Origin of the sequence: Undibacterium sp. SXout20W (assembly GCF_049340285.1) — a bacterium.
Classification (GTDB): Bacteria; Pseudomonadota; Gammaproteobacteria; order Burkholderiales; family Burkholderiaceae_D; genus Undibacterium.
Window position 1 is genome coordinate 78,341 of record NZ_JBMPPH010000012.1, and the last position, 23,905, is coordinate 102,245.

A 23,905-nucleotide genomic window follows, 5' to 3' on the forward strand; every position below is an offset into this window, starting at 1 on the left:
CATGATATACCGACTCATCAGACTGATTCGTAAAGAGCTGCAAGCACTGCTGGGGAGTAAGCAGGGGCGCATGATTTTGATGATGCCGGTCATTTTGCAGACGGCAATTTTTCCGTTTGCTGCGACGTTAGAAGTAAAGAACGCCAGTCTGGCGATTTACAACCAGGATGATGGTGTCGCGGGACGCGAATTAATAGAGCGTTTATCGCATGCTGCCGCATTTACGCACATCATCATGGTACATAGTCAGCAAGAATTGAACCAGACAATTGACACGCAAAGTGCGTTGCTTGCGGTGGTATTGCCGATGAATTTATCGCGTCATTTGAAGGCCCATCTACCTGCGCAAGTCCAGATGGTTGTCGATGGACGCCGATCAAACAGCGGTCAAATTGCCAGCGCTTATGCACTTCAGGTGGTGAATGATTATGGTGTCGAATCTGGCGCAAAGCCGGTCGCAAATATCACACTCAGAAATTTATCTAACCCGAATCTTGAATACAAATGGCATGTGTTGCCGAGTCTGGTTGCAATCATTACGACCATAGGCTGTTTAATCGTTACGGCATTGTCTGTCGCCCGTGAGAGGGAAGAGGGGACGTTTGACCAACTGCTGGTGTCACCATTAACTCCCGCTTATATCATGGCAGGCAAAGCTATTCCTGGCGTGATGGTTGCTTGTGTTCAAGGTAGTTTTATTGCGTCGGTTGCTCATTGGCTTTATGGCGTGCCATTTACGGGGTCATTGTTTTTGTTGTTTGCGGGAATGGTGGGCTATGGTCTGGCACTGGCTGGCGTAGGTTTGTTTATCTCGTCAATTTCGGAAACGCAGCAACAAGCGTTTTTAGGTGTGTTTTGCTTTATGACGCCCGCCGTGATGTTGTCAGGTTATGTCGCGCCTATTGAGAATATGCCGATATTTCTGCAATGGGTTGCCCATTTGAATCCTTTGACTTACTTCATTTTAATTTTGAAGGGCGTCTTCTTAAAAGGACTCGGTTTTGCCGGCGCATGGGCGTATATCTGGCCATTACTGTTGATTGCCTTTGCCAGTCTGACCTCGGCCTTGTACTTATTCCGTCGTCATATTGCATGACAAAAATAATTTTTGAATTCGCTTGTTCTGTTGAGATGAAATCTGCCATGAAAAATAATTTAAAACGCATCAATGCACACCATGCAATCAGTACATTGAGTGCCATCAGCATTCTTTTGATAATGGCAGGTTGTCATGCAGTGGGTCCCAATTATGCTGTGCCAGAAACGCATCTGCCAGCAGCCTTTAGTGCCACAAATGCAGGTCCAGAACAGCTAAAGCTTTGGTGGAAAAATTTCGGTGACGCGGACATGAATTCACTCATCGAACAAGCCCTGGCCAAAAATCCCGATGTCGCAGTCGCCGATGCCCGTTTGCGCCAGTCACGCGCGCTACAAGGCATACAGGAGGCAGCTGCCGGACCTACCCTTGAGGCAACCGGACGCTTATCAAAAGACAAGTTAAGTCAAAATAGTGAACAGTTTGCGAACGTTCCTTTGAAATCGCCGATGTTGGAATTTACCAACCGTCAGATGGGTTTTGATGCTTCCTGGGAAATTGACTTTTGGGGGCACCAACAACGCGTATCTGAAGGCGCGCAGGCGCGAGCACAGGCAAGTGCAGAACGGCTCGGTGACGTACGCTTGATTTTGGCTGCGGAAGTCGCACGAAATTACCTCGAGTTGCGTGCGGCGCAGCAACGCTATCAGATTGCTCTCGATAATTTGCATAATTTTGATGAGTCGTTGCGTTTGACAAAATTCATGTTCAGCCACGGTGAGGCAACACAACTTGACGTCGAGAAGTCGCAAGCAGCACGTGATAATTATCAGGCCTCCTTGCCGAATTTTCAGCAAATGATGCGCCAAAACGTGGTTGCACTGAGCAATTTAACGACCTCGTCTGTGCAAGAACTTGAGCTGCGTTTCACACCCATTCGCCCGTTGATCGACGTGCCGTCAACACCAGCGATTGGGATCCCCGCCGACCTGTTGATACATCGGCCAGATGTACGGGTGGCGGAGCGGGAATTGGCGGCGGCCAGCGCAGATGTAGGTGTTGCTGTCAGTGATCTTTATCCACGCTTTTCTTTGATGGGAAATGGTGGTTGGTCGTCAGTGCATTCGTCTAATTTGTTGGATGCAGCAAGTCATAACTGGAGTATAGGGCCACAATTTTCGTTACCGATTTTTAACGGGCAGCGATTGCAAAATCAAGTCAAAGCGAATCAGGCAGCGTTTGACGTCGCGGCTGCAAATTATAAAAAAGCGGTATTGGGTGCAGTTGGTGATGTTGAAATTGCTTTGTCGCGTGTTAGTCGCAGCGAAGAAAGTCGCCAGCAATTATTGGCTGCCTTGCATCAATATGAACAATTGCTGGGCAAAACGCAAAAGCAATTGAACGCTGGCGAGGTGAGTCAGTTTAGCGTGATCGAATCAAAAAAAGTCATTGCTCTACAGCGGGATCAGGTCTTACAGGCACAGATCCAAAGTTTGGATGGTCTCGTTGCCCTTTATAAAGCACTTGGCGGCGGATGGGAACCCTGACTTACGTAAGTGCGGAAAATGAAGCTAAAGCGATGCTGGATAGCAAGGAGCTTTTCTGATGAAATGCCGACTTTCGAAACATCGCTCCATGACCCGATCGTGCTTTGGTTTCCTTACCGAGCAAAAATGTCAGGCGATAAATCGCTCAATTGATATCTGTGAACAAGGTTAATGTAGCGGGCGCAGACCATTGATCTTATACTTGTTGTAAAAACATCATCAAAGAGTGCGTGAATCTTGCATGCTCAGAATTAATCTCTAACTTGCTCTAAAATTGCCACCCACCTTCAATGAAGAATGATACGGGCAAAAGTTGTATTGTCCCTTCAATAATCTTTTCTGAAGTTCTTTCATGTGGGATTTATACTCCCTGAACTGAGGTCAGCAATGCCAGCATCGCCCAAAAATTCCACCGCCGCAGAATCTATGCCTGGCACACATCCCACTGTGATCGCCACGGCACCGCACCAAATGCCTGTCATTAATACCTGGATGACCTTGCTGCTTGCGGTTTCCTGCGGTTTGATTGTGGCAAATCTGTATTATGCGCAACCATTGGTTGGTCCCATCAGTCAGGCGTTGGGGCTCGACCCTAAGGCGTCGGGCTTGATTGTAACGTTAACGCAAATTGGTTATGGCGTTGGCTTGTTGTTGATTGTTCCGCTGGGCGATTTATTCGAGAATCGTAAGTTGATTTTATGGACCATGGCACTGGGAACCGTGGCATTGCTTTGTGCCGCGACAGCCAGTACGCCCATGCTGTTTTTGACCGCTGCCTTTTGTATTGGTGTCGGCTCAGTGGCCGTGCAAATCCTCGTACCTTTAGCTGCGCATATGGCACCGGAAGCGATACGTGGCAGGGCGGTTGGTAATGTTATGAGCGGCCTAATGATGGGGATTATGCTGGCACGCCCGGTGGCTGGCTTTATCACCCAGATTTCGTCGTGGCATGTGGTGTTTTACGTTTCTACGGTGGTGATGGTGTTATTAGCATTCGTGCTTTCTAAAGCGCTGCCGCGGCGTGTGCCTGTGGCGAAGTTGGGCTATCTTGAATTGTTGAAATCGATGTGGCATCTGGCCTTGCATACGCCAGCTTTGCGTCGGCGTGCGATTTATCATGCTTGTATGTTTGCGGCGTTCAGTATGTTCTGGACCACGACACCGTTGCTGTTGGCGGGGCCAGAGTTCCATTTGTCGCAAGCGAGTATCGCTTTGTTCGCCCTGGCTGGTGTCGCCGGCGCAGTGGCTTCCCCGATTGCTGGCAGGTTAGCGGATAAAGGCTGGACGCGTCCAGCGACAGGTGTCGCCATGTTATGTGTCGCAGTCGCGTTTTTAATGACGCATATTGCGCCAAAAGGCTCAACACTTGCGTTAGTTCTGTTGGTCGTGGCGGCGATCGTGCTTGATTTCGGTGTATCTGGTAATCTGACTCTGGGGCAACGGACAATTTTTTCATTAGGAGCGGAACATCGCTCTCGCTTAAATGGCATTTATATGGCAACCTTTTTTATGGGCGGCGCCGTTGGTTCGGCCGTTGGTGCCTGGGCATATGCGTATGGCGGGTGGTGGCTGGCGTCCTGTTTTGGGTTCGCGTTGCCGGTCATCGCTTTGCTCTATTTTTCTACTGAATAAATAAGGGATCTTATGTCGAAATTTTATGCATTCTGTGCGGTTTCTTTACTGGCATTTAGCGCTCTTTACACCAACCATGCTCATTCAACTGAGACGAGTAACGACGCAAAGATCAAAATTGTGGTGCAGGTTAGTGATGAGGATCCACGCAAATGGAATCAAGCGCTTGGCAATATTAAAAACATTCAAAAAGATTTGGGCGCTGAGCGCGTTGAGGTCGAATTGGTCGCCTTTGGTCCCGGCGTTGCAATGTTAAAAGCAGATGCGACAACTGCAGCGCGGGTAAGCGAGGCCAAAGCAGATGGTGTCATGTTGAATGCGTGTCAAAATACAATGAATGCATTGAAATTAAAACCTGAAGACATGAATCCGGTCGTTACCTATGTGCCATCCGAGGCGGGTGAGATTGTTAAAAAACAGCATGCAGGGTACGCCTATTTGCGACCTTGAATTATCACTATGAACGGAAACGTAGAGACATGAATACTTGCATTGCGTCTCTTTGCCCTCTATGCGGCAGTACGATGGCAAGCGATTCAGATATCTGTGACTACGACAAGGATGCGGAATCTGCCCCTACTTTAGGCGACTATGCAGCGATGAATTCGGGACTTTTAACACATGATGAGCATGTGCTGATCGTCGCCAGATGGGCGATGCATAGGCCGGCAGGCCTGGGGCAAAAAAGTTTGCAGAAATTCAAAGCGGTTGTCTTGGAAAAGTGGGGGCAGTTTCAGCAACGATATCCTCTGTCGGCTGAGAATAAAACACTTACCAGATGAGCGGCGGGTTGTAGGCAATTCGAATCTGTTCGTAAATTCTTATTTCTGTAAATCTTTCTTTGGTGCTGCCCACATCAGCTTGTTTTTAATCTTTAATACACGTTTCCAAATCCAGGGCGCTTCACGTTTTGCTTGTTGTTCTGCATCATCATCTTTGATCTTATTAATCGGGTCGAGCAGGGTAATATCTTTCACACTGACTTCTTCCTCTTTCAGCTTCTCTGGTGTCTTGTTACCTCGATCAATAATTAAGCCATCACTGAGATGATAGGCAGCGATAGCGGCCGCTATTGCAGGGTTATTGATCATCGATGTCGCATCGTTGAGGGAATGGGGTGAAACAAGGGCAGCGGCTGGCTGATTATTCATGTTTATCTGTGTTGTCGCTGAGGTGTTGTTTGCGATCGTTGTGGAGCCGATCTGCGCAGGGATAACATTGGGTGAGACGGTGCTATTTTGAATTAAATTATTTTCAAACGTCGCCGAATTGAGATGTTCTGCGGCAATTGCACTTATTAATGCTTCGCTGCTCAACGTTGTTTGCAACTCAGCATTGAGTAATGCCTGTGCGTCGGTAAGTGTTGTTACAAACTGCTGTTCATTGATATCGGGATGTGGATTAATCGTCGATGGTACTGAGATCAGTTCAAGATGCTTTACGGCATTGTCTTGTGCATTTTTTAATATATTAATTTGATTTTGTAGAGAAAGTTGTTCGACATTATGTTGTAACGCAGTATCAGATAGCTCTACGACGCTGCCATCAACACTGATGGCCTTGCTGGCGTGATCAATTGCGGTGTTCGCTGGCGTTGCGGCACTACTCACCGGCTCGATGATGAACGTCGGCAAAATTGATGTTAGTGGCTCAATCGGTGACGCACTCATGTCGTTCTCCGTAAAGGATTCTTTGCTTGTTATCGGCAATTCTCAGAAGTAGTTAAGCGAATTTGCCGAGCAATGCGCAAAAAACTGTTTTCGATCAATAAAGGTTTCATTGTTTTTATGGTTTTTATTATGTTTAGGCAATTAAAATACACATTTTTAACGCGTATTTTAATTGTCTGTGATTCACAATGGCGGCCATCGTCACTTCTTATTGCTATCGGGTATTTAATTGATTCAAAACGGTTCAGCGAACAAATCTTATGACGGGGTATTTGACATTTGAGGCGCCTTGATTGATTGATTCAGTCTGATGTCGGTGGCACACAAAATGCCATGGATAAAAGTTTCGCTGGCGTGAAGTGGCACTTTGACGAGGAGAGCGAACAGGGTTGGTAAATATCAACTTATCCGCAAGTAGAGTATGCCACGCCGTATTTCGCCGCTGTTAAAAAAGGTTTGCCTGACAAAAAAAGCAACTTCTTATTACTTTTTGAAGTCGTGCGCGCATTTGAAGCATTCGATATACATCTCGAAGCTGGGCGATAGGTGCGGCTGCAAGAGCGAAATGATAGTTGGATTGCGGGCGTCGTGCTGACGCACGAGGTTCGTAATGGATTTGAGTGATGGTTGAGTAACATGATGAAATGTCATTACATTAATCACAAATCGAGCTTCTCGTTAAGTTGGGCGCTCGTGTTGATCTGAGTGATAACATGACACTCCTTTTGGCGGTCGGACATGACGTTCATAACAGCCTGGCATCACCAAGTTCAGTGATGACGTACTTGGTGTGCAAATGAAGTACTGAAGACGTACTGAAAGATTGTCAGCTTAAAAATGACGTCACTTATTTTTATTTTTGCCGGCAGCGCGGTTCTCGACATTGACTTCTTGAATCGCTTCGGCAAATTCCGAAATATCTTCAAAGCTTTTGTACACCGAGGCAAAGCGGATATAAGCAATTTTGTCGAGTCGTTTTAATTCACGCATCACCAGTTCGCCGAGCTGCACCGACATAATTTCACGCTCTCCGCTGGCAAGTAATTTTTCTTCGATGCTCTGCACGGCGTTATCCACGGCTTCAGCAGAAACCGGACGCTTGCGTAACGCTAACATCAAACTGGCTCGTAATTTGGTTGACTCGTATTCAGAGCGGCTGCCATTTTTCTTGACGATGACAGGCATAATCAATTCAATACGTTCGTAGGTCGTGAACCGTTTGTCGCACTGAGCGCAACGCCGGCGACGACGCATAACGTTGCCTTCTTCAGAAACGCGGGTATCGATGACTTGGGTGTCGTCGTGATGACAGTAGGGGCATTTCATTTAATTATCGAGGTGTCTTTTATAACTTATTGCAGTTTGACTTAATAAAACGCCACTCGTCGAGTGGCGTTTTGCAGTAGGTATTTAGATCTTACTTCGCATAAACAGGGAAAGCACTAGTCAGCTCTTTGACTGCTGCTTTTACACGTTCGATCGTTGCTGCATCGTTAGGATTATCCAAAACATCCGCAATCAAATGGCCAACTTTGATTGCTTCTGCTTCTTTAAAACCACGTGTTGTGAATGCTGGGCTGCCAAGGCGAATGCCAGAAGTTACCATCGGTTTTTGTGGATCGTTAGGAATGCCGTTTTTGTTGCATGTCATGTGTGCAGAACCCAGAATCGCTTCCGCTTCTTTACCGGTCAAACCTTTTGGTCGCAAATCAACCAGCATCACGTGAGATTCAGTGCGACCAGAAACGATGCGCAAGCCGCGTTCTGTCAATGTTTGCGCCAGTGCTGCCGCATTTTTAACAACTTGTTCCTGGTAGGCTTTGAATTCTGGTGTCAGCGCTTCTTTGAACGCAACAGCTTTACCAGCGATGACGTGCATTAACGGACCACCTTGCAAGCCCGGGAAAATCGCAGAGTTGATTTTCTTCGCAATCGTTTCATCGTTTGACAAGATGATGCCGCCGCGTGGACCGCGCAAGCTCTTGTGTGTTGTTGATGTGACGACGTCAGCGAAAGGCACTGGGTTTGGGTACACGCCAGCGGCGATCAGGCCAGCATAGTGCGCCATGTCGACCATGAAGTAAGCGCCAATTTCTTTAGCGATTTTGCTGAAACGTTCGAAATCGATACGCAATGCGAACGCAGAAGCACCCGCGATGATCAGTTTTGGCTTGGTTTCGCGTGCCAATTTTTCCATGGCGTCGTAGTCGATGTCTTCATTTGCATCGAGGCCATAAGAAACGACATTGAACCATTTACCAGACATATTCAATGGCATGCCATGAGTCAGGTGACCGCCTTCAGCCAGGCTCATGCCCATGATGGTGTCACCTGGATTGAGTAAAGCAAAGAACACGCCTTGGTTGGCTTGGGAGCCAGAGTTTGGTTGAACGTTAGCAAAGTTCGCACCGAACAATTGTTTTAAGCGGTCAATCGCCAATTGTTCTACGACGTCAACGTGCTCGCAGCCGCCGTAGTAGCGTTTGCCGGGATAGCCTTCAGCGTATTTGTTGGTCAGTTGAGAGCCTTGGGCTTCCATGACAGCAGGTGAAGTGTAATTTTCAGAGGCGATCAGCTCGATGTGTTCTTCCTGGCGATGGTTTTCCAGTTGAATCGTTGCGAACAATTCTGGATCGATATTGGCGAGTGTATGATTTTTAGCAAACATGGCTTTCCTGATTTTCCTGTTAATTTAAAAAACGTGATCGGTGATTGTTTTCTATGAGGTGTCAGTCTGACGTGGTCGTAGAGTGGCAGCCTCACAAATTTACCATCAGGCTACCCAGGCGCACGGCTGAGGTCATTCGACCTCGAAATCTCACGCTTCCCGATGGATATCCATCTTTTGTTGTTGAATAAATAATGCGTTTAACAACGTTTTCGCCAGTCACGTGAGACGAAATGGTGCGCAGATTTTACGTGATGCCTCATGAATGGGCAAGCGGGGAGTTCTAAGTTTTCCAACTTTGCGGATTCTACGTAGTTGTCACATGGCGAAAAACCGCAGAAGCAGCAGGATTTTCTCTTTGCGTAATTTTGTTACTTCCGTATGATCTGCTGCAATGCGTAAAAGCCCTTAGAATAGAGGCCAAACGGGGTAAATAGAGTGAAAAAGACGTTCGGCAGATTGTCGAAAGTCTTCGAGGTTGGTTAATTATTGTCTTAAAGGAAATTGTATGATCGTCTTAGTTACAGGTGCAAGTTCAGGTTTTGGCGAAGAAATTGCCAGAAAATTCGTCCGTGGAGGCCATCGCGTCATTGCCGCAGCTCGTCGTTTAGAGCGCCTCAAAGCGTTGCATGAAGAATTGGGTGAAAATTTATTGCCCGTGGAGTTAGATGTAACGAGTAAGGAATCGATCCGGCAAGCGCTTACTGGATTGCCTGATGCATGGAAAAATATCGATGTACTCGTGAATAATGCGGGCTTAGCCTTGGGTACGGAGCCAGCGCATTTGGCCTCTCAGGATGAGTGGGACACCATGATCGATACAAACTGTAAAGGTTTAGTCACGATGACCCGTGCTTTACTGCCTGAGATGGTTGCTCGCAATAGCGGCATGATTATCAATATCGGATCGATTGCAGGTTCTACGGCTTATCCGGGCGGTAATGTTTACGGCGCAACTAAAGCTTTTGTTGATCAATTTACGAAAAATCTGCGGGCTGATATGGTAGGTACTGGTGTTCGTACAACCAATATCGCGCCAGGACTATGCGGTGGCACCGAATTTTCAAATGTACGTTTCCGTGGCAACGATGACGCCGCCGCTAAAGTGTATGAAGGCACCGTGCCGCTCACCGCGGTTGATATCGCAGAAACAGCGTTTTGGATCGCTACATTACCACCACATGTGAATATTAATTACATCGAGATGATGCCAACTTGTCAGGGATTTGGTCCCTTGAATATCAAGCGCCAATCAGCGTAAACGGGATATTCAGAACGTACTTTGGTCGCTCTGAATTTTGTTAATACTGAAGGGGAGTATCAATATTGACATGTGAAAACGCTATTATCCGCAATGATAGTGGTCATGCCGTTCAAGATACTCCCTTTAACAAGTTAAAAAATGTCGCAAATATTTAATTGGAACGCCCGTGTTTATTACGAAGATACGGATGCAGGCGGTATCGTTTTTTATGCCAACTATCTGAAATTTTTTGAACGTGCACGTACCGAGTGGTTGCGCGCCTACGGAATTAGTCAACAGCAGATGTCGCAAGAGTTCGAGGTGATGTTTGTCGTTAAAGCAACAGCTGTTGAATATCATGCACCTGCCAGACTTGATGATGAACTTAGATTGACCGTCGTGGTCGAAAAACTAGGCCGTGCCTCGGTACAGTTTATCCAGGAGGCTTGGTGTGGCGAACGGTTATTAACATCCGGAAAGATAAAAGTCGGATGCGTTGGGACGACAAGTCTTCGTCCATCCCCAATACCAGATGTTATATTGGCAAAAATTTCTGTATAGTCCCAGCTTGGGCCGAGAAATTGTGGGGCTACGTCGTTCGTCGGATTGTTTTTCTGTATGTTGTTTTTATTTATTGGATTAGTCGTTGACTAAATCGTTGACTAAATCGTTGACTAAATCGTTGGCAAAATCGTTGACTAAATCGTTGACTTAATGCATCGCTTGATCCTTTTTTGTTCCTTATTTTAATTCTTTTCTGATTCTTTTCTGATTTTATGACCGCTACACAAGATCTTTCATTTTTGAGCCTGATTAGTAATGCATCTATTTTGGTGCAGTTGGTTTTGCTGCTTTTGCTCGGTGTTTCACTGACAAGTTGGACGTACATTTTTAGCAAAATGTTTGCGATTAAAAAAGCACGTGCTCAAACTGAACAATTTGAGAAAAATTTCTGGTCAGGTGGCAACTTGTTGGAGTTATATCAGGAAGCAATCAGCAATCGCCGAAATGCCACTCAAAAAATCGGTACGATGGAATGCATTTTTGAAGCGGGAATGAGTGAATACCAAAAAGTAAAAAATGCCAATAAAGCATCGTTGGACGCGGGTGCTATGCTCGACGGCGCACGCCGTGCAATGCGCGCAGCCTATCAGCGTGAAATGGATTTGCTTGAATCTCATTTATCGTTCTTAGCGTCGGTCGGCTCTGTTTCACCTTATATTGGCTTGTTTGGAACTGTTTGGGGAATTATGAATTCTTTCCGTGGATTGGCCAATGTGCAGCAAGCAACTCTTGCTGCCGTCGCGCCAGGCATTGCAGAAGCCTTGATCGCAACGGCGATTGGTTTATTTGCGGCAATTCCTGCGGTGTTGGCATATAACCGCTATTCGCATGAAATCGACAGATTGGCGATTCGATTTGAAACTTTTATCGAGGAATTCTCGAATATTCTTCAACGTCAATCACGTTAATATTGAGTCTGCATGAGTTATCTGCGTGGCGAACGTAAACGCAAATTTAAGGCCGAGATCAACGTTGTTCCGTATATCGACGTGATGTTGGTGCTGTTGGTCATTTTTATGGTCTGTGCCCCAATGACCAATCCTAGTGTGATCAACTTACCAACGGCAGGTCAATCAACGCAACCCCCTTCGTCATACATAGAAATTTCGATCGCGAAAAATAATACTTGGGCGATTGCGATTAAGAGTAAGACGGACGCTGGTGGCAGTGTTGACCCGGAAGATAAAGAAGAAACCTCAGACCGCGAAAAGTTGATGCAAAAATTGCGTGAGTATCACGCCGCAAAACCCGAGCTCGCGGTGTTGGTTTCTGCTGATAAAAAAGTGGAATATGACAATGTTGTTCAGGTCATCGCTGACGCAAAAAAAATAGGCTTTAGTCGCGTTGGATTGGCAACTAAGTAATTGCCCATGACCAAACCTCGATTTCCTATACCGCTGACCTGCCTCCTACTAAGCATGGTCAGCGTAGATGGTCTGGCCCAGGACGTCACTCCTCGCCAAAACACCGACATAAGTTCAAACAGCACGACGAGCGAGCTGCGTCCTCCAGCCGATATCGGTAAGGAATCGAATGATCTCAGTAATAAATTTGTCGATACAAAGAATGAGGTTAAGGCGGCGACAGAAATCCTGCCAGCTGCAGTGCCCAAATCAGCAAGAATGAGTGGTACGTTTCGTTTGCAGGCGGCAAAAAGCGATTGGTCGGCACAATTGGAAGAACATATTCCGGAATTTGCCGCGAATGCTGAACCACAAAATATTACGCCATCTTTGTTGCGTCGGATGCGCCAGGATATTGGCGATATTTTAGCGACCGAAGGCTATTTCTCGCCTCAGATTGAATTTGAAAATATCAACGAAGGTGCGCTGAGAGATCCAAACTCAAGTTCTGAAAAAATTATTCACGTTAAGATTGAAGCTGGTCCACGCACCGTTATTTCGGTAGTGAATATTCAATTTGAAGGCGCATTAAAAAATGCGGTCGATGCGCGAGAGGCGCAAGCAATTCAACGTCGTGATGCGGCAATTGAAGACTGGGATTTGAAACCAGGCAATCCTTTCCGTGAGGATCTCTGGAGTCAGTCTAAAAACCAGCTCACTGAAGGCTTGCGTGCCCATGTTTACGCGGCTGCGAAGCTGAGTAGTAGCGCGGCGAATGTCGATGTGGAATCGAATTCAGCGGCACTTGAACTGGTGGTCGATAGTGGTCCCATATTCAGTTTTGGCGCGCTACAGGTCACTGGCCTAAAACGTTATCAGCAATGGCTGCTTGATCGTTATCAGCCGCCACATGAAGGCGAGTTGTATTCCAGGGCTCGTCTATTAGAGTTTCAGCGAGCATTACAGAATTCACCCTATTTTGCGTCGGTTGCGGTCGCCATCGAAGCCGATCCGGAAAAGGCGCATGGGGTGCCGATTGACGTCAATTTGGTCGAACGTAAGCCACGTGATCTTAGTTTTGGATTGGGGTATAGCACAAACACTGGATTTCGCGGCGAAATCGCCTATCGCGATCGAGATATTGCGAGTAAGGCTTGGGATCTCCGAAGCGCGATCCGTATTGAACAAAAACGTCAGGTTGGCTATGCAGATATTTATTTGCCACCGCATGATAACAAGCTTGATTCTTTTGGCGTGATTGCAGATCGCGAAAATCTCTCGGGCGTAATGACCGTTAGAGATGCGGTAGGTATTAAACGCACGACGACCAATGGCCACGTCGAACAACGCTTAGGACTTAATTTGGTGCGTGAAAAGAATACCGTCGAGGGCGAGCAAACGCAAATCAGTAAAGCGCTCGTTGCCAACGTTGGGTGGACCTGGCGCGATGTTGACGATGCCTTTGCGCCACGTAACGGACAAATTTATCAACTGGATCTAGCTGGTTCAGAAAAAGCATTTCTTTCCGATCAGCGCTTTTTCCGTCTATATGCTAAATACCAACGTTGGCTGCCGATTGGCAAAACGGATAATGTCATATTGCGTGCCGAAGTTGGCCAGGTATTTTCCGATGGTGATCAGGGGATCCCTGAAGACTATTTATTTCGCACTGGCGGTAGCTCCACTGTCCGTGGTTATTCCTATCAAAGTTTGGGGATTCAACAGGGACTGGCGGTGACGGGTGGGCGCGTAATGACAGCGGTAAGTGCCGAGTACGTGCATTGGATCGACAGCACCTGGGGTGTGGCTACGTTTGTTGATGCTGGCGATGCGGCTGATAGTTGGCATGATCTGAGTATGCACAAGGCGTTCGGTGTTGGTGCGCGTTATCGTACTCCGGCTGGACCGATTGCGCTGGATGTGGCTTATGGTTGTCAGACGAAAAAACTGCGTTTAGATTTTTCTATCGCGATTGCTTTCTGATATGGAAAAAAATCCGCCCCCACAAACGGCAGAGCAACAGGCGCTCGTAGCCACCAGACGTTTTTCTGTATTGAAGTTATCACTGACCTTGTTGTTGGTGCTTTGTACGTCGTTCATATTTTTGCTGGCATGGGCGATTAAGACGCAAAGTGGAACACAAGTATTATTTTCTTTTGCCCATTATCTGACCGCGGGAAGCCTGCAGACGACAGGCATTAAGGGATCGATTGGTGATGATCTCGAACTGGATCAATTGTCATTTCATTCCTCGACAGTCAAGCTTGACGCCAGCGGCGTACACTTGATGTGGCAACCAAGTGCTCTGTGGCATAAGCAAGTATTGATTGATCGGTTGCACGTAACGTCTTTGCGGATTGCGACCAAATCTGATAATGCCCCAACCAGCTTGCCGCAGCAATTAGCATTGCCTCTTGACCTCTTTGCCAAAGACATCGCGTTGGGGCAATTATTGATTGCGGAATTTGTTGATCATGTTGACGTAGGCGCAAAACCAGAACCACTTAAATTTAGTGCCATCAGTGGTCAACTGAATTTTGCGCAGGGGCGCTATCAAACGGTATTTTCGTTGAATTCGCCATGGGGTCGAGTAAAAGCGAACACCTTAAGCCTGGACGCACATCGACCATTTGTGCTTAAGGCTGATGCCAATTTGCAAGGGCAAGTTGTTCAGGACATTCCGGCAGTCAACGTTGCATTGAATGCCGACGGTTCTTTGCAAGAATTAAAATTGCGTTTAAAGGCGCAATTTTCCGAAAATCAACAGGCTCAAGAGGGACAATCCAAGCTTGCTATCCTGAATGGGCATGCGAACGCAACATTGACGCCATTTGCGCCGCAATTGTTGAAGCAGCTAGACGTCGATGTGCAACATCTCAACCCTGCTGCGTGGAGTGCGTCTGCACCAAGCGCTGATTTGCGTGTGGTGGCAAGTGGGCAACCTGATCTCACGCAAAAAAATAAAACAGATAACTTGACCGGTGAGCTTCATGCAACCAATGCACAAGTTAATTCTTTAGATCAAAATGGTCTGCCAGTCCGTCAAATTGACGCGCAGTATTTATGGCAGGGTTCGCAATTAAATTTGACAAATTTGCGCGTTTTGCTGGCGGGTGATGGCACGGCAAAGGGGGGGGCGAATATCGCCTGGCATGCAGCGCAGCCAAGTGCGGACGTGCGTATCGCATTAAGTAACGTGGACTTGCTTCAAATCGATCAACATTTGCGGCACACGAAAGTGAGTGGTGAAGTGACGGCGAAAACCACCGCACAACAACAGATCACATTGCAAGCTCAGTTGCATGACGTCGGTACGCAACTCAATACTGACTTGAATTATGATATTCGTCAGCAGCTACTCGGCGTCAAACAAATCAATTTGGTATCGCAAGAGTCCCACGTCGAGGGGCAGGGGGAAATGAGTTTTGTCGGTAATCAGGCATTCCACTTTAAAGGCACCATCGCTAATTTTGATCCGGCAAAATGGCTTGCTGTACCGTCCGGACATCTGCAAGCGGATCTAAATGCGTCAGGGCAATTACTGCCCAGTGTCAGCATTGCAGCGAGTATGCCGCATTTTCAGGGACAATACGCTGGGCAGATGGTGCAAGGAAATTTTGATCTGCAATGGCGTGCTCAACAGATTCAGCTACACCAATTTGATTTGCGTTGGGGTAGTAACCATTTGAATGCGCAGGGTGCATGGGGTGGTATCAATGATGCGATGAAAATTCAGGTTGAGGCGCCGCAATTAAGTGAATTCAATTCCGTATTAGCTAGTCAGCACATAGCTTTAAATGGCGATCTAAAAGGAAATATCCTTTTGCAAGGTCAATTTTCCGAGCCTGCCGGTTTGTTAAATATTCAATCAGAAAAGCTTCAGATTACTCAGGTTGAGCAACAGTATTCGTTGCAAAAATTGGCGGGAAAGGTCAGTTTGTCTCGAGGCTCAAATGGCGTTTTTGAGGGCGAACTGAGCGCAAGTCATATTCGTAGCGATGCTAATTCGGTCGCTGATCCCGACGATAAAATTGAGCAAGTAACATTGAGCATGAAAGGTCAACGTGCTGCGCATGACATTACGATGCAAGTGCAATTTCCTGGTCAACAAAATGTGTCGGCAAAACTCAGTGGTGGTTTGCGTACCGTTCAGCTCAATAAAGAAAATTCATGGGGTTGGGTTGGTCAGTTGCAGTCGTTGCTTTTGAATGGACAAGCCGATGGGCAATTGACTAGTCCGACTGCAATCAGTCTATCGCCGCAGGCAGTGCATGTCGGCGGTTTGCATCTCAATAGTAATTTGGCGAATATTTCTCTTGAGCAACTTGATTGGACGCCACAAGCGCTAAAGACTCAGGGAAAAGTGGCTGGTGTTCAGGTGACTGAGCTGTTAAATTTTTTCAGACCACAATACGCGGTGACGGGTAGTTTGAAGCTCAACGCTGATTGGAATATTCAGCTCGCAGATACAGTTCGCGGTGAAATCAATATTCAAAAGCAGAGCGGGGATCTTCGGTTTAATGACCCTGACGGCACTGGGACACCAATTCCTTTGGGTATTCGTGATTTGCAGGCGAAACTAACGATGGGCGGTTTGGTTGCCGGGACGGATGGTCAGCGAATAAATTTACTGCTTGATGCCAATGGCGCCCGTTTGGGACAGCTACATTTGCAGGCTAACTCCTTGCTAAGCAGACAAAATAGTCAATGGAGGCTTGCAAGTTCGACACCTTTAGTTGGCAAGGTCACTGCCGTTTTGCCAGACCTGGAATGGGTGGGCGCTTGGATTAACCCCGGCCTGGTATTGAAAGGGAAGTTAAATCTGGATGCTAATCTAAGTGGTACTTTGGCTAGTCCTCATTATCATGCGGATATCGCTGCCAGAGAGCTTGAATTGGCATTTGCCTCAGAGGGTCTGTTATTGCCCAATGGCTTGTTGGATGCACAAATTGATGATGCGCATTTGAAATTAACCCGTCTTCAGTTTTCAAATACCGTGACGGCGCTACCGCAGCATGAGCAATTTAGGGGATGGGACGCGCTTGGTAAGCGCGGGGAATTCAATGCAAGTGGTGAACTGGATATCGGTAAGGAAACTGGCTCGATTAAGGCTGAATGGCAGCAATTTCCTATGCTGCAACGTAAGGATCGATGGCTGCAAATTTCTGGCCAGGCAAGCATCGTCGAGGCAAATAATATCTGGAGCCTCACAGGAAAAGTGTCTACAGATGGTGCCTATTTCAAGTTACCGAAACTTCCTCCGCCCAGCCTTTCTAGTGACGTGAATGTCATTCGCAAGAAAGATAAGTTCAGTGCAAAAAATGGTGATGCCTCTGTCACCAAAAAAGGCTTGAAAACACGCGTTGATGTCAGTTTTGATATGGGTTCGCGCTTTGTTTTTGTTGGTCGCGGATTAGATACGAGTTTAGCGGGTAGTTTGCGACTGCGTTCCATAGATGGCAGCCCTTTGCAGGCAACCGGCACGATTAATACGGTAAAAGGCTCCTACGAAGGTTACGGGCAACAATTGACAATCTTGCGGGGCATTTTGAATTTTCAGGGGCCGCCCGGTAATCCGGGGCTGAATATTCGGGCTCTACGCCAAGGCTTGCCGGTTGAGGCAGGTGTAGAGGTTGTTGGGACAGTGGTTGCTCCTCAAGTGCGTTTGGTGTCAGAACCAGATGTTCCGGATACCGAAAAATTGACGTGGCTTGTTTTGGGACGGGGATCCGATCAATTAGCGGGTGGGGACGCCTCATTATTGATGTCTGCTGCCAGCGCTATTTTTGGTGGCGACGGTAGCCGTAATGTCCCTAAGGATATTGTACAAGGACTTGGTTTTGATGAGTTCTCGATTGGTAGCGCGAGTGGCGCACTGTCGTCTCATGTGCCTGGGCAAACTGTTGCTGGCGCGACGTCGACCTCAACCAGTACTACGAATACTACGGATCAGGTAGTTAGTGTAGGTAAGCATCTTATGCCGGGTCTGGTCTTAGCTGTCGAACGCGGATTGGGTGACGGCAGCGGTGCAGTCAAATTAAGCTGGCAGCTTACCCGAAGGATCACGGTTGTCGGTCGCACTGGCAGTGAGTCCGCAGTGGATATCAATTACACATTTTCATTTAATTAGAAAAAAAGTAATAAATTCGCTAAGCAAACAGTAAAAATACAGGAAGTACATGTCGTATCTTAATTGCGACATAATCGGCGCTGCTCCGCACATAAATCGTCAGTTAATGCAAATTCTAATCACAGAATTATTTTTTCTTGTAAAATCTAATTTCGTTGATTATGCTTTTTTCTGCAGTGTTTGCGTGTAGTGTCTCGGTTTACTTCAATAGCGTGAGTTTTATAAGGAAATTTATTTTATTGAAACCCGATGTTATTTTGCAAATTGTGACGGCCCCTCTTTGAGCCATTGAAGGTTTATATTAGTGCGGAGATTACATGCGTTCGAACCTACCTATCACTAACCGGGAATATGTCCTGGGCGATGATGAAACCATCGTATCCAAAACCGATTTACAAGGAAATATTACTTATATTAATGATGATTTTGTCCGCGTCAGCGGTTTTTCAGAAATTGAATTAATCGGCGCGCCTCAGAATATAGTTCGTCATCCGGACATGCCAGTCGAAGCCTTTGCTGATTTTTGGAGTACGATTAAAAACGGTAAAGCGTGGACAGGGTTGGTCAAGAATCGTTGTAAAAATGGTGATCATTATTGGGTTGAGGCGACAGCGGCACCATTGATACAACATGGTCAAATGGTCGGCTACACGTCAATTCGTGTCAAACCGGCGCGCGACAAAGTGAATGCCGCAGAAGCAGCGTACCGGGCGCTCAAAAATGGCGATACCTCGATTCGCATTCAAGAAGGCGCGGTAATCCGCAACGCCACTGTCAGAAAGCTAAACCCGTTTGCAGGCATGCGATTGGCGACGAAGTTGACTCTTTTTATCGCTGTCATTGCCATTTTGCTCATCTCGTTTGCCACACTTGCTTTAACGGGAACTTTAAAAAATTATTCTGAGATTGTGGCAGTGTTCGGTATCGCTGGTACGCTGTTTGCAATTGCTTTTGGAATCCATTTGTACGGGGCGATTATTACGCCGGTTGTGGATTTGAAAACTGCCATTGAAACAATGAGCTCAGGCGATTTGTCAGACACCATCGTGGCAGCTGGCAATAATGAATTCACTGATCTGACGCAGGCGATTCGGGTGTTGCAAACGAATATTAAACTGTTGATTGGGCAAATCAAACAAACGACAGGTCACGTCACCGAAGGTGCAAATGAAATTGCCCAAGGAAATGCGGATTTATCCTCACGCACAGAGTCGCAAGCAAGTTCATTGGAGGAAACTGCCTCATCGATGGAAGAGTTGACCTCAACCGTCAAACAAAATGCTGACAATTCACGCGAAGCGAGTCAGTTGGTCGTTTCCTCGGCACATGTTGCAGAACGCGGTGGCGTCGCAGTGTCAAACGTCGTTACTACAATGGGAGTTATTAAGACTAGCTCCAGTAAAATCTCCGATATTATTGGCGTGATCGATGGTATTGCATTCCAGACGAATATTTTGGCGCTAAATGCGGCAGTTGAGGCCGCACGTGCTGGTGAGCAAGGTAGAGGCTTTGCCGTAGTTGCGAGTGAAGTCCGAAATCTGGCGCAGCGCAGTGCTAATGCGGCGAAAGAAATTAAGGTACTGATTAATGATTCTGTATCGCAGGTTGAAGTTGGTGCAAGATTGGTCGACGAAGCGGGCGGTACCATGAGTGAAATTGTCAGTGGAGTAAAACGTGCGGCTGAAATCATGCACGAAATCACTGCTGCTAGTCAGGAACAAAGTGCCGGCATCGATCAGATCAACCAGGCTGTCGTCCAAATGGATGATATGACACAGCAAAATGCGGGTCTTGTAGAAGAAGCTGCTGCTGCTGCCGAAAGCCTGAAAAATCAAGCGCACCAGTTGACAGACTTGGTGAACTCTTTCAAGTTGGTAAGATCGTCTGGAAAAACAAGTTCTCCAATAAGGCAAGCACAGTCTGGTTCTACGCCTCGTCAAGCAGGCTCAAATCGGACTAAACGATTGGCGTTGTCGTCAGCCAGTGAGGATTGAGAACGGTGTTTTTTGAATCCTTGGTTTCCGTGCGATATGTAGGCGGCGGATTGATTCAATGCGATTAGCGAAGTAAACTTTTAGTTCAATATTAAAAGCAAAATAGAATGTCTATTTTGCTTTTTTTGGCAATGCATCTGGTTCAATGGCTAAGCAAGCAAAAACATTGGTTCGACAGCCAACACGGACTCAAACCCAAAGAGTCGCAATCTCGGCTTCAAATAAGTATTGAGTTTTTTTGATCACCCCTATGCCCAATCTGCAGAAATGTGTCAGATTCTGATTGGCGCAATTGCGATAAATTATGGCTAAATGTCGTAATGCTGACGTTTGGTTTTTACTTATACTGACTGCATATAATGAAGTGAGCGTATTGGGTCGCGTTTGACTTTACTACGCCAACGAACTTTCTAACGATATGCAAACAGCGACTAAACATATTTCTCCCGACACTGCGGTTACTTCGGGTGTCGAAACAACAGGATTCAGGGTCTTGGGAGCAATTAGTTTTGCTCATTTTCTTAACGACATGATTCAATCTCTGATTCTGTCGATCTACCCACTACTCAAAGGGAATTTCAACCTGAATTTTGCGCAGATTGGTTTAATTACGTTGACGTATCAAATCACTGCATCGATTTTGCAACCGGTCGTCGGTATTTACACTGATAAACATCCTAAACCCTATTCACTTGCCTTGGGTATGGGATTTACTCTGGTAGGTTTGTTGCTACTATCCATTGCGCCGAATTATGGTCTGATCTTACTGGCAGCAGCGCTGGTGGGGACAGGGTCATCTATTTTTCATCCGGAATCATCGCGTGTCGCACGTATGGCGTCTGGCGGGCGCCATGGATTAGCACAGTCGATTTTTCAAGTAGGAGGAAATGCAGGCAGTTCAATGGGCCCATTGTTGGCTGCGTGGATTATCATCCCGCATGGTCAGACCAGCATTGCCTGGTTTTCCGTTGCTGCATTGTTGGCGATTGGCATCTTGTGGCAAATTGGAAATTGGTACAAACGTAAACGTCAGGAGGCGACGGCTAAACCAGCAAAATCGGGACACGCTCATGTTCTCTTGCCCCGCAAGAAAGTTGTATTGTCGATAAGCATTCTGCTACTGCTGATTTTTTCAAAGTATTTTTATATGGCAAGTTTGAGTAGTTATTTTACTTTTTATCTGATGAGTAAGTTTCATTTGTCAGTGCAAGACGCGCAAATACATTTATTTATTTTCCTGTTTGCAGTCGCCACTGGCACAGTCTTGGGTGGGCCAATTGGCGATAAGCTTGGCCGTAAGCTTGTGATCTGGGTTTCAATTCTTGGTGTCGCCCCATTTACGCTGATGCTACCGTACGCTAATTTATTCTGGACTAGCGTATTGTCCGTGATTATTGGTGTTATTTTGGCGTCCGCGTTTTCGGCAATTCTGGTTTTTGCACAAGAATTAGTTCCAGGAAAAATTGGCACAGTATCTGGTTTGTTTTTTGGTTTCGCGTTTGGTATGGGGGGTATCGGTGCAGCGGCTTTGGGTAAGTTAGCCGATCTGACCGATATTTATTTTGTATATCAAGTGTGTTCGTACTTGCCGTTGTTGGGGTTAGCGGCTGCATTTTTGCCGAACTTGGAAAAACTACCGCATGAGGTAAGTTGACCCATAGCGACTTTGTCGCAAATATAAAAACCGTGCTGTAAAATCAAAAACGTGCCTTGTGATTTCATCGCACGTTTTTTGTTATCTTCTCAGAAAGCAACTCATGTCCATTGCTTGGAACGTATTTACTCCATGGTCCGCTTTATCAGGCGGAATCATGATCGGCGCTGCAGCAGCGATGTTAATCCTGTTAAATGGAAAGGTCGCCGGAATCAGTGGCATTCTGGCTGGCATATTAAAACCCCTGACCAGCGACAGCGCCTGGCGCTTCACTTTTATCGTTGGCTTGATGGCGGCACCTTTGATTTATAGCTTGTTTGCACCTTTGCCATTGCTACAGATTGATGCCAGTGTTGGACGACTGTTATTAGCGGGATTATTGGTGGGAATTGGCACTCGTTACGGTTCCGGTTGTACGAGCGGTCATGGTGTGTGCGGTTTGTCCAGATTGTCACTGCGTTCACTTGTAGCAACGCTGACATTTATGGGGTTCGGCTTTATTACCGTGTTCGTCACACGTCACTTACTGGCCATCTGAAAGATTTATATATGACAAAAATAACTTCTTTATTTGCAGGTCTGTTGTTCGGTCTTGGATTGATCGTCAGTGGTATGGTGAATCCAGGAAAGGTCATCGGTTTTCTGGATATCGCTGGTGCGTGGGATCTCTCATTGATGTTGGTGATGGGCGGTGCTATTGCGGTGGGCTTTGTAGCCTTTAGTATTGCTAAGAAGCGTCAGACGACTTTTATTGGCGAAAAAATCGACTTGCCAACGAATAATCTCATCGACCGTCGATTGGTTCTGGGCAGTGCTTTATTTGGTATCGGTTGGGGCATTGCAGGTTTCTGCCCTGGACCAGCGTTGGTTGGTGTTGGCATGGGTTTGCCGTCCGCCGTGATTTTTGTCGTCGCAATGGTTGCCGGGATGGTGCTATTTTCACAGTTGGAAAAAATTCGAACTGCAAAATTATCCTAATGACGTGATATATCGTGAGCGACAAACAGCTATCGGCGATGCTATGAGTGAATTACAGTTTACGCTCGCTGATGCGATTGCTGATCGTTCCCAGCTTGTACAAATCAATATTGAATACATGGAATGGGTTGCAGCAGGGCTTGAGGCGAGCTGCGGCGTTTCTTTGCTTGCAATTAATGGGCAATCTATCGTCGATTATGTTGAAAGTGCGATAGAAAAAGTGTGCAGTGAACGACCTCCACGTGGTGTTTTTTACCTGGTTCGGCACGAAGCGGCGGTGGTAGGAATGGTCGGCTTGAGACCTCTCAGCCAGCAGGTGGCAGAAATTAAGCGGCTGTATGTTAGAGAAGCATTTCGTCGGCAGCAGTTTGGTGCGAAATTTTTAGACCAAGTCATCGCTGATGCTCGCGCTTTTGGATATCAAAAGGTACAACTTGATACCGCGCCATTTATGCTGTCTGCACAACAGCTTTATCAAGCGTCAGGCTTCGTCGACCGACCCCCTTATCCGGGGACGGAAGTGCCGGCAGCTCTACATGCGGAGTGGCGCTTTATGGAATTAAATTTGTCGGAAAAATGAAATGCATATAGAAATTATCGATTTCCCAGAAACGCTTGTGGCCGCAATTGAACATCGGGGGGCACCCGACTCGGAGCATGAAAGTGTGCGTCGTTTAATTGCCTGGCGCATTGAACATGGTTATCCCCCAGCGCGCCATCGTACTTTTGGTATTCATTTCGATGATCCGTTGACGACATCGCCGGAATTATACCGTGCTGATTTTTGTATCTCTGTTGAACAAGAAATTGCCCCTAATTCCCACGGCGTGGTGAATAAAATGATCCCTGGTGGACGCTGTGCGAAGTTACGCCATTTCGGTGCACGCGAAAACATCCAGGCTGCCCGTTATTTAGTTGAAACCTGGTTGCCGCAAAGCGGTGAGGCGTTACGTGGTTTTCCGTTAATTTTTCATTACGTGAATGTTGGACCGGATATCAGTGAGGAAGATTTTGTGACAGATCTTTATTTGCCGACGCGAGTTCAATTTTGAAGTGCAAGCGTATTTTTGAAGAATACCTGATTGGGTGTAAGGTATCCTAACCTTTTTCTTGGTCGATTATTCAGTCTATTCATGGCGTGATCAATCTCCTGTTGTGTAATCGTGGTGAAATCTCTGTTCTTCGGAAAGTATTGCCTAATCAATCCATTCGTGTTTTCGTTCGTTCCTCGCTCCCAAGATGCATAGGGATGCGCGAAATAAAAGTCAGCTTTTAAGGCAGAGGCGATTGTTTCATGTTGGGCAAATTCTCGTCCGTTGTCTGAGGTGATGGTGCGTACTTTTTTACGATAAGGTTCAAGCAATTCAATCATCGCCTGACCTACTGCGTGCGCTGTCTTACGTTCCACTTTTCGAATCAACGTTAATCCTGTCTTGCGTTCTACGA

At 46.7% G+C, this 23,905-nt stretch carries 21 protein-coding genes and 1 riboswitch; of the genes, 17 read left to right on the forward strand and 4 right to left on the reverse strand.

The window, feature by feature from the left end:
- Position 1: 1 nt before the first annotated feature.
- The 5 genes from ACO0K1_RS08760 to ACO0K1_RS08780 all read left to right on the forward strand — a co-directional run bounded on the left by ACO0K1_RS08760 (position 2) and on the right by ACO0K1_RS08780 (position 4,997).
- Positions 2 to 1,096 carry an ABC transporter permease gene (locus tag ACO0K1_RS08760; protein WP_423024765.1) on the forward strand — a complete coding sequence of 365 codons (1,095 nt, stop codon included), beginning with the start codon at positions 2 to 4 and terminating at the stop codon, positions 1,094 to 1,096.
- Between the two features lie 47 nt (positions 1,097 to 1,143).
- Positions 1,144 to 2,583: an efflux transporter outer membrane subunit gene (locus ACO0K1_RS08765; RefSeq protein ID WP_423024767.1), complete on the forward strand. Its 1,440-nt coding sequence runs from the start codon at positions 1,144 to 1,146 to the stop codon at positions 2,581 to 2,583.
- Between the two features lie 471 nt (positions 2,584 to 3,054).
- A complete protein-coding gene (locus ACO0K1_RS08770; protein WP_423024807.1) occupies positions 3,055 to 4,215 on the forward strand; it encodes an MFS transporter in 1,161 nt (386 codons plus the stop codon).
- 12 nt (positions 4,216 to 4,227) lie between these two features.
- A complete protein-coding gene (locus ACO0K1_RS08775; protein ID WP_423024769.1) occupies positions 4,228 to 4,665 on the forward strand; it encodes a DsrE family protein in 438 nt (145 codons plus the stop codon).
- Between the two features lie 29 nt (positions 4,666 to 4,694).
- Positions 4,695 to 4,997 (forward strand): hypothetical protein, encoded by a 303-nt coding sequence (locus ACO0K1_RS08780; RefSeq protein ID WP_423024771.1) that lies wholly within the window; start codon positions 4,695 to 4,697, stop codon positions 4,995 to 4,997.
- A 39-nt stretch (positions 4,998 to 5,036) separates the two neighbouring features.
- Here the strand turns inward: ACO0K1_RS08780 and ACO0K1_RS08785 are convergent, their stop codons facing one another.
- From ACO0K1_RS08785 to glyA, 3 genes are all read right to left on the reverse strand, one after another.
- Positions 5,037 to 5,885: a hypothetical protein gene (locus ACO0K1_RS08785; protein ID WP_423024773.1), complete on the reverse strand. Its 849-nt coding sequence runs from the start codon at positions 5,883 to 5,885 to the stop codon at positions 5,037 to 5,039.
- A gap of 843 nt (positions 5,886 to 6,728) precedes the next feature.
- On the reverse strand, positions 6,729 to 7,211 hold the full coding sequence (gene nrdR / locus ACO0K1_RS08790) for a transcriptional regulator NrdR (protein ID WP_423024775.1): 483 nt from the start codon (positions 7,209 to 7,211) through the stop codon (positions 6,729 to 6,731).
- A 91-nt stretch (positions 7,212 to 7,302) separates the two neighbouring features.
- Complete coding sequence (glyA, locus tag ACO0K1_RS08795; RefSeq protein WP_423024777.1) at positions 7,303 to 8,553, reverse strand: serine hydroxymethyltransferase; 1,251 nt, start codon at positions 8,551 to 8,553, stop codon at positions 7,303 to 7,305.
- A 105-nt stretch (positions 8,554 to 8,658) separates the two neighbouring features.
- Positions 8,659 to 8,786, reverse strand: a riboswitch (ZMP/ZTP riboswitch).
- A 275-nt stretch (positions 8,787 to 9,061) separates the two neighbouring features.
- Between glyA and ACO0K1_RS08800 the strand changes: the two genes are divergently transcribed.
- The 12 genes from ACO0K1_RS08800 (at position 9,062) to ACO0K1_RS08855 (ending at position 23,511) form a co-directional block, all read left to right on the forward strand.
- Positions 9,062 to 9,814, forward strand: a complete 753-nt coding sequence (locus ACO0K1_RS08800) for an SDR family NAD(P)-dependent oxidoreductase (protein ID WP_423024779.1) — start codon at positions 9,062 to 9,064, stop codon at positions 9,812 to 9,814.
- A gap of 141 nt (positions 9,815 to 9,955) precedes the next feature.
- Positions 9,956 to 10,357 carry a tol-pal system-associated acyl-CoA thioesterase gene (gene ybgC, locus ACO0K1_RS08805; protein ID WP_423024781.1) on the forward strand — a complete coding sequence of 134 codons (402 nt, stop codon included), beginning with the start codon at positions 9,956 to 9,958 and terminating at the stop codon, positions 10,355 to 10,357.
- Positions 10,358 to 10,572: 215 nt separating this feature from the next.
- Positions 10,573 to 11,268: a protein TolQ gene (gene tolQ / locus ACO0K1_RS08810; RefSeq protein WP_423024783.1), complete on the forward strand. Its 696-nt coding sequence runs from the start codon at positions 10,573 to 10,575 to the stop codon at positions 11,266 to 11,268.
- Between the two features lie 12 nt (positions 11,269 to 11,280).
- Positions 11,281 to 11,724, forward strand: coding sequence for an ExbD/TolR family protein (locus ACO0K1_RS08815; RefSeq protein WP_423024785.1), 444 nt, complete (start codon positions 11,281 to 11,283; stop codon positions 11,722 to 11,724).
- A gap of 6 nt (positions 11,725 to 11,730) precedes the next feature.
- Positions 11,731 to 13,686 carry an autotransporter assembly complex protein TamA gene (locus tag ACO0K1_RS08820; RefSeq protein WP_423024787.1) on the forward strand — a complete coding sequence of 652 codons (1,956 nt, stop codon included), beginning with the start codon at positions 11,731 to 11,733 and terminating at the stop codon, positions 13,684 to 13,686.
- A 1-nt stretch (position 13,687) separates the two neighbouring features.
- Positions 13,688 to 17,833 (forward strand): translocation/assembly module TamB domain-containing protein, encoded by a 4,146-nt coding sequence (locus tag ACO0K1_RS08825; RefSeq protein WP_423024789.1) that lies wholly within the window; start codon positions 13,688 to 13,690, stop codon positions 17,831 to 17,833.
- A 317-nt stretch (positions 17,834 to 18,150) separates the two neighbouring features.
- Positions 18,151 to 19,827: a methyl-accepting chemotaxis protein gene (locus ACO0K1_RS08830; RefSeq protein ID WP_423024791.1), complete on the forward strand. Its 1,677-nt coding sequence runs from the start codon at positions 18,151 to 18,153 to the stop codon at positions 19,825 to 19,827.
- Positions 19,828 to 20,245: 418 nt separating this feature from the next.
- On the forward strand, positions 20,246 to 21,481 hold the full coding sequence (locus tag ACO0K1_RS08835) for an MFS transporter (RefSeq protein WP_423024793.1): 1,236 nt from the start codon (positions 20,246 to 20,248) through the stop codon (positions 21,479 to 21,481).
- Positions 21,482 to 21,584: 103 nt separating this feature from the next.
- Entirely contained in the window at positions 21,585 to 22,019 is a 435-nt protein-coding gene (locus ACO0K1_RS08840) for a YeeE/YedE family protein (protein ID WP_423024795.1), read from the forward strand.
- 11 nt (positions 22,020 to 22,030) lie between these two features.
- Positions 22,031 to 22,459 carry a DUF6691 family protein gene (locus ACO0K1_RS08845; protein WP_423024797.1) on the forward strand — a complete coding sequence of 143 codons (429 nt, stop codon included), beginning with the start codon at positions 22,031 to 22,033 and terminating at the stop codon, positions 22,457 to 22,459.
- A gap of 43 nt (positions 22,460 to 22,502) precedes the next feature.
- Complete coding sequence (locus tag ACO0K1_RS08850) at positions 22,503 to 23,039, forward strand: GNAT family N-acetyltransferase (RefSeq protein ID WP_423024799.1); 537 nt, start codon at positions 22,503 to 22,505, stop codon at positions 23,037 to 23,039.
- Position 23,040: 1 nt separating this feature from the next.
- Positions 23,041 to 23,511 (forward strand): AraC family transcriptional regulator, encoded by a 471-nt coding sequence (locus tag ACO0K1_RS08855; RefSeq protein ID WP_423024801.1) that lies wholly within the window; start codon positions 23,041 to 23,043, stop codon positions 23,509 to 23,511.
- Here the strand turns inward: ACO0K1_RS08855 and ACO0K1_RS08860 are convergent.
- Positions 23,502 to 23,905, reverse strand: a 404-nt coding sequence (locus tag ACO0K1_RS08860) for an IS30 family transposase (protein ID WP_423024803.1), incomplete at its 5' end; no start/stop codon positions are given. The two genes, ACO0K1_RS08855 and ACO0K1_RS08860, sit on opposite strands and share 10 nt — an antisense overlap.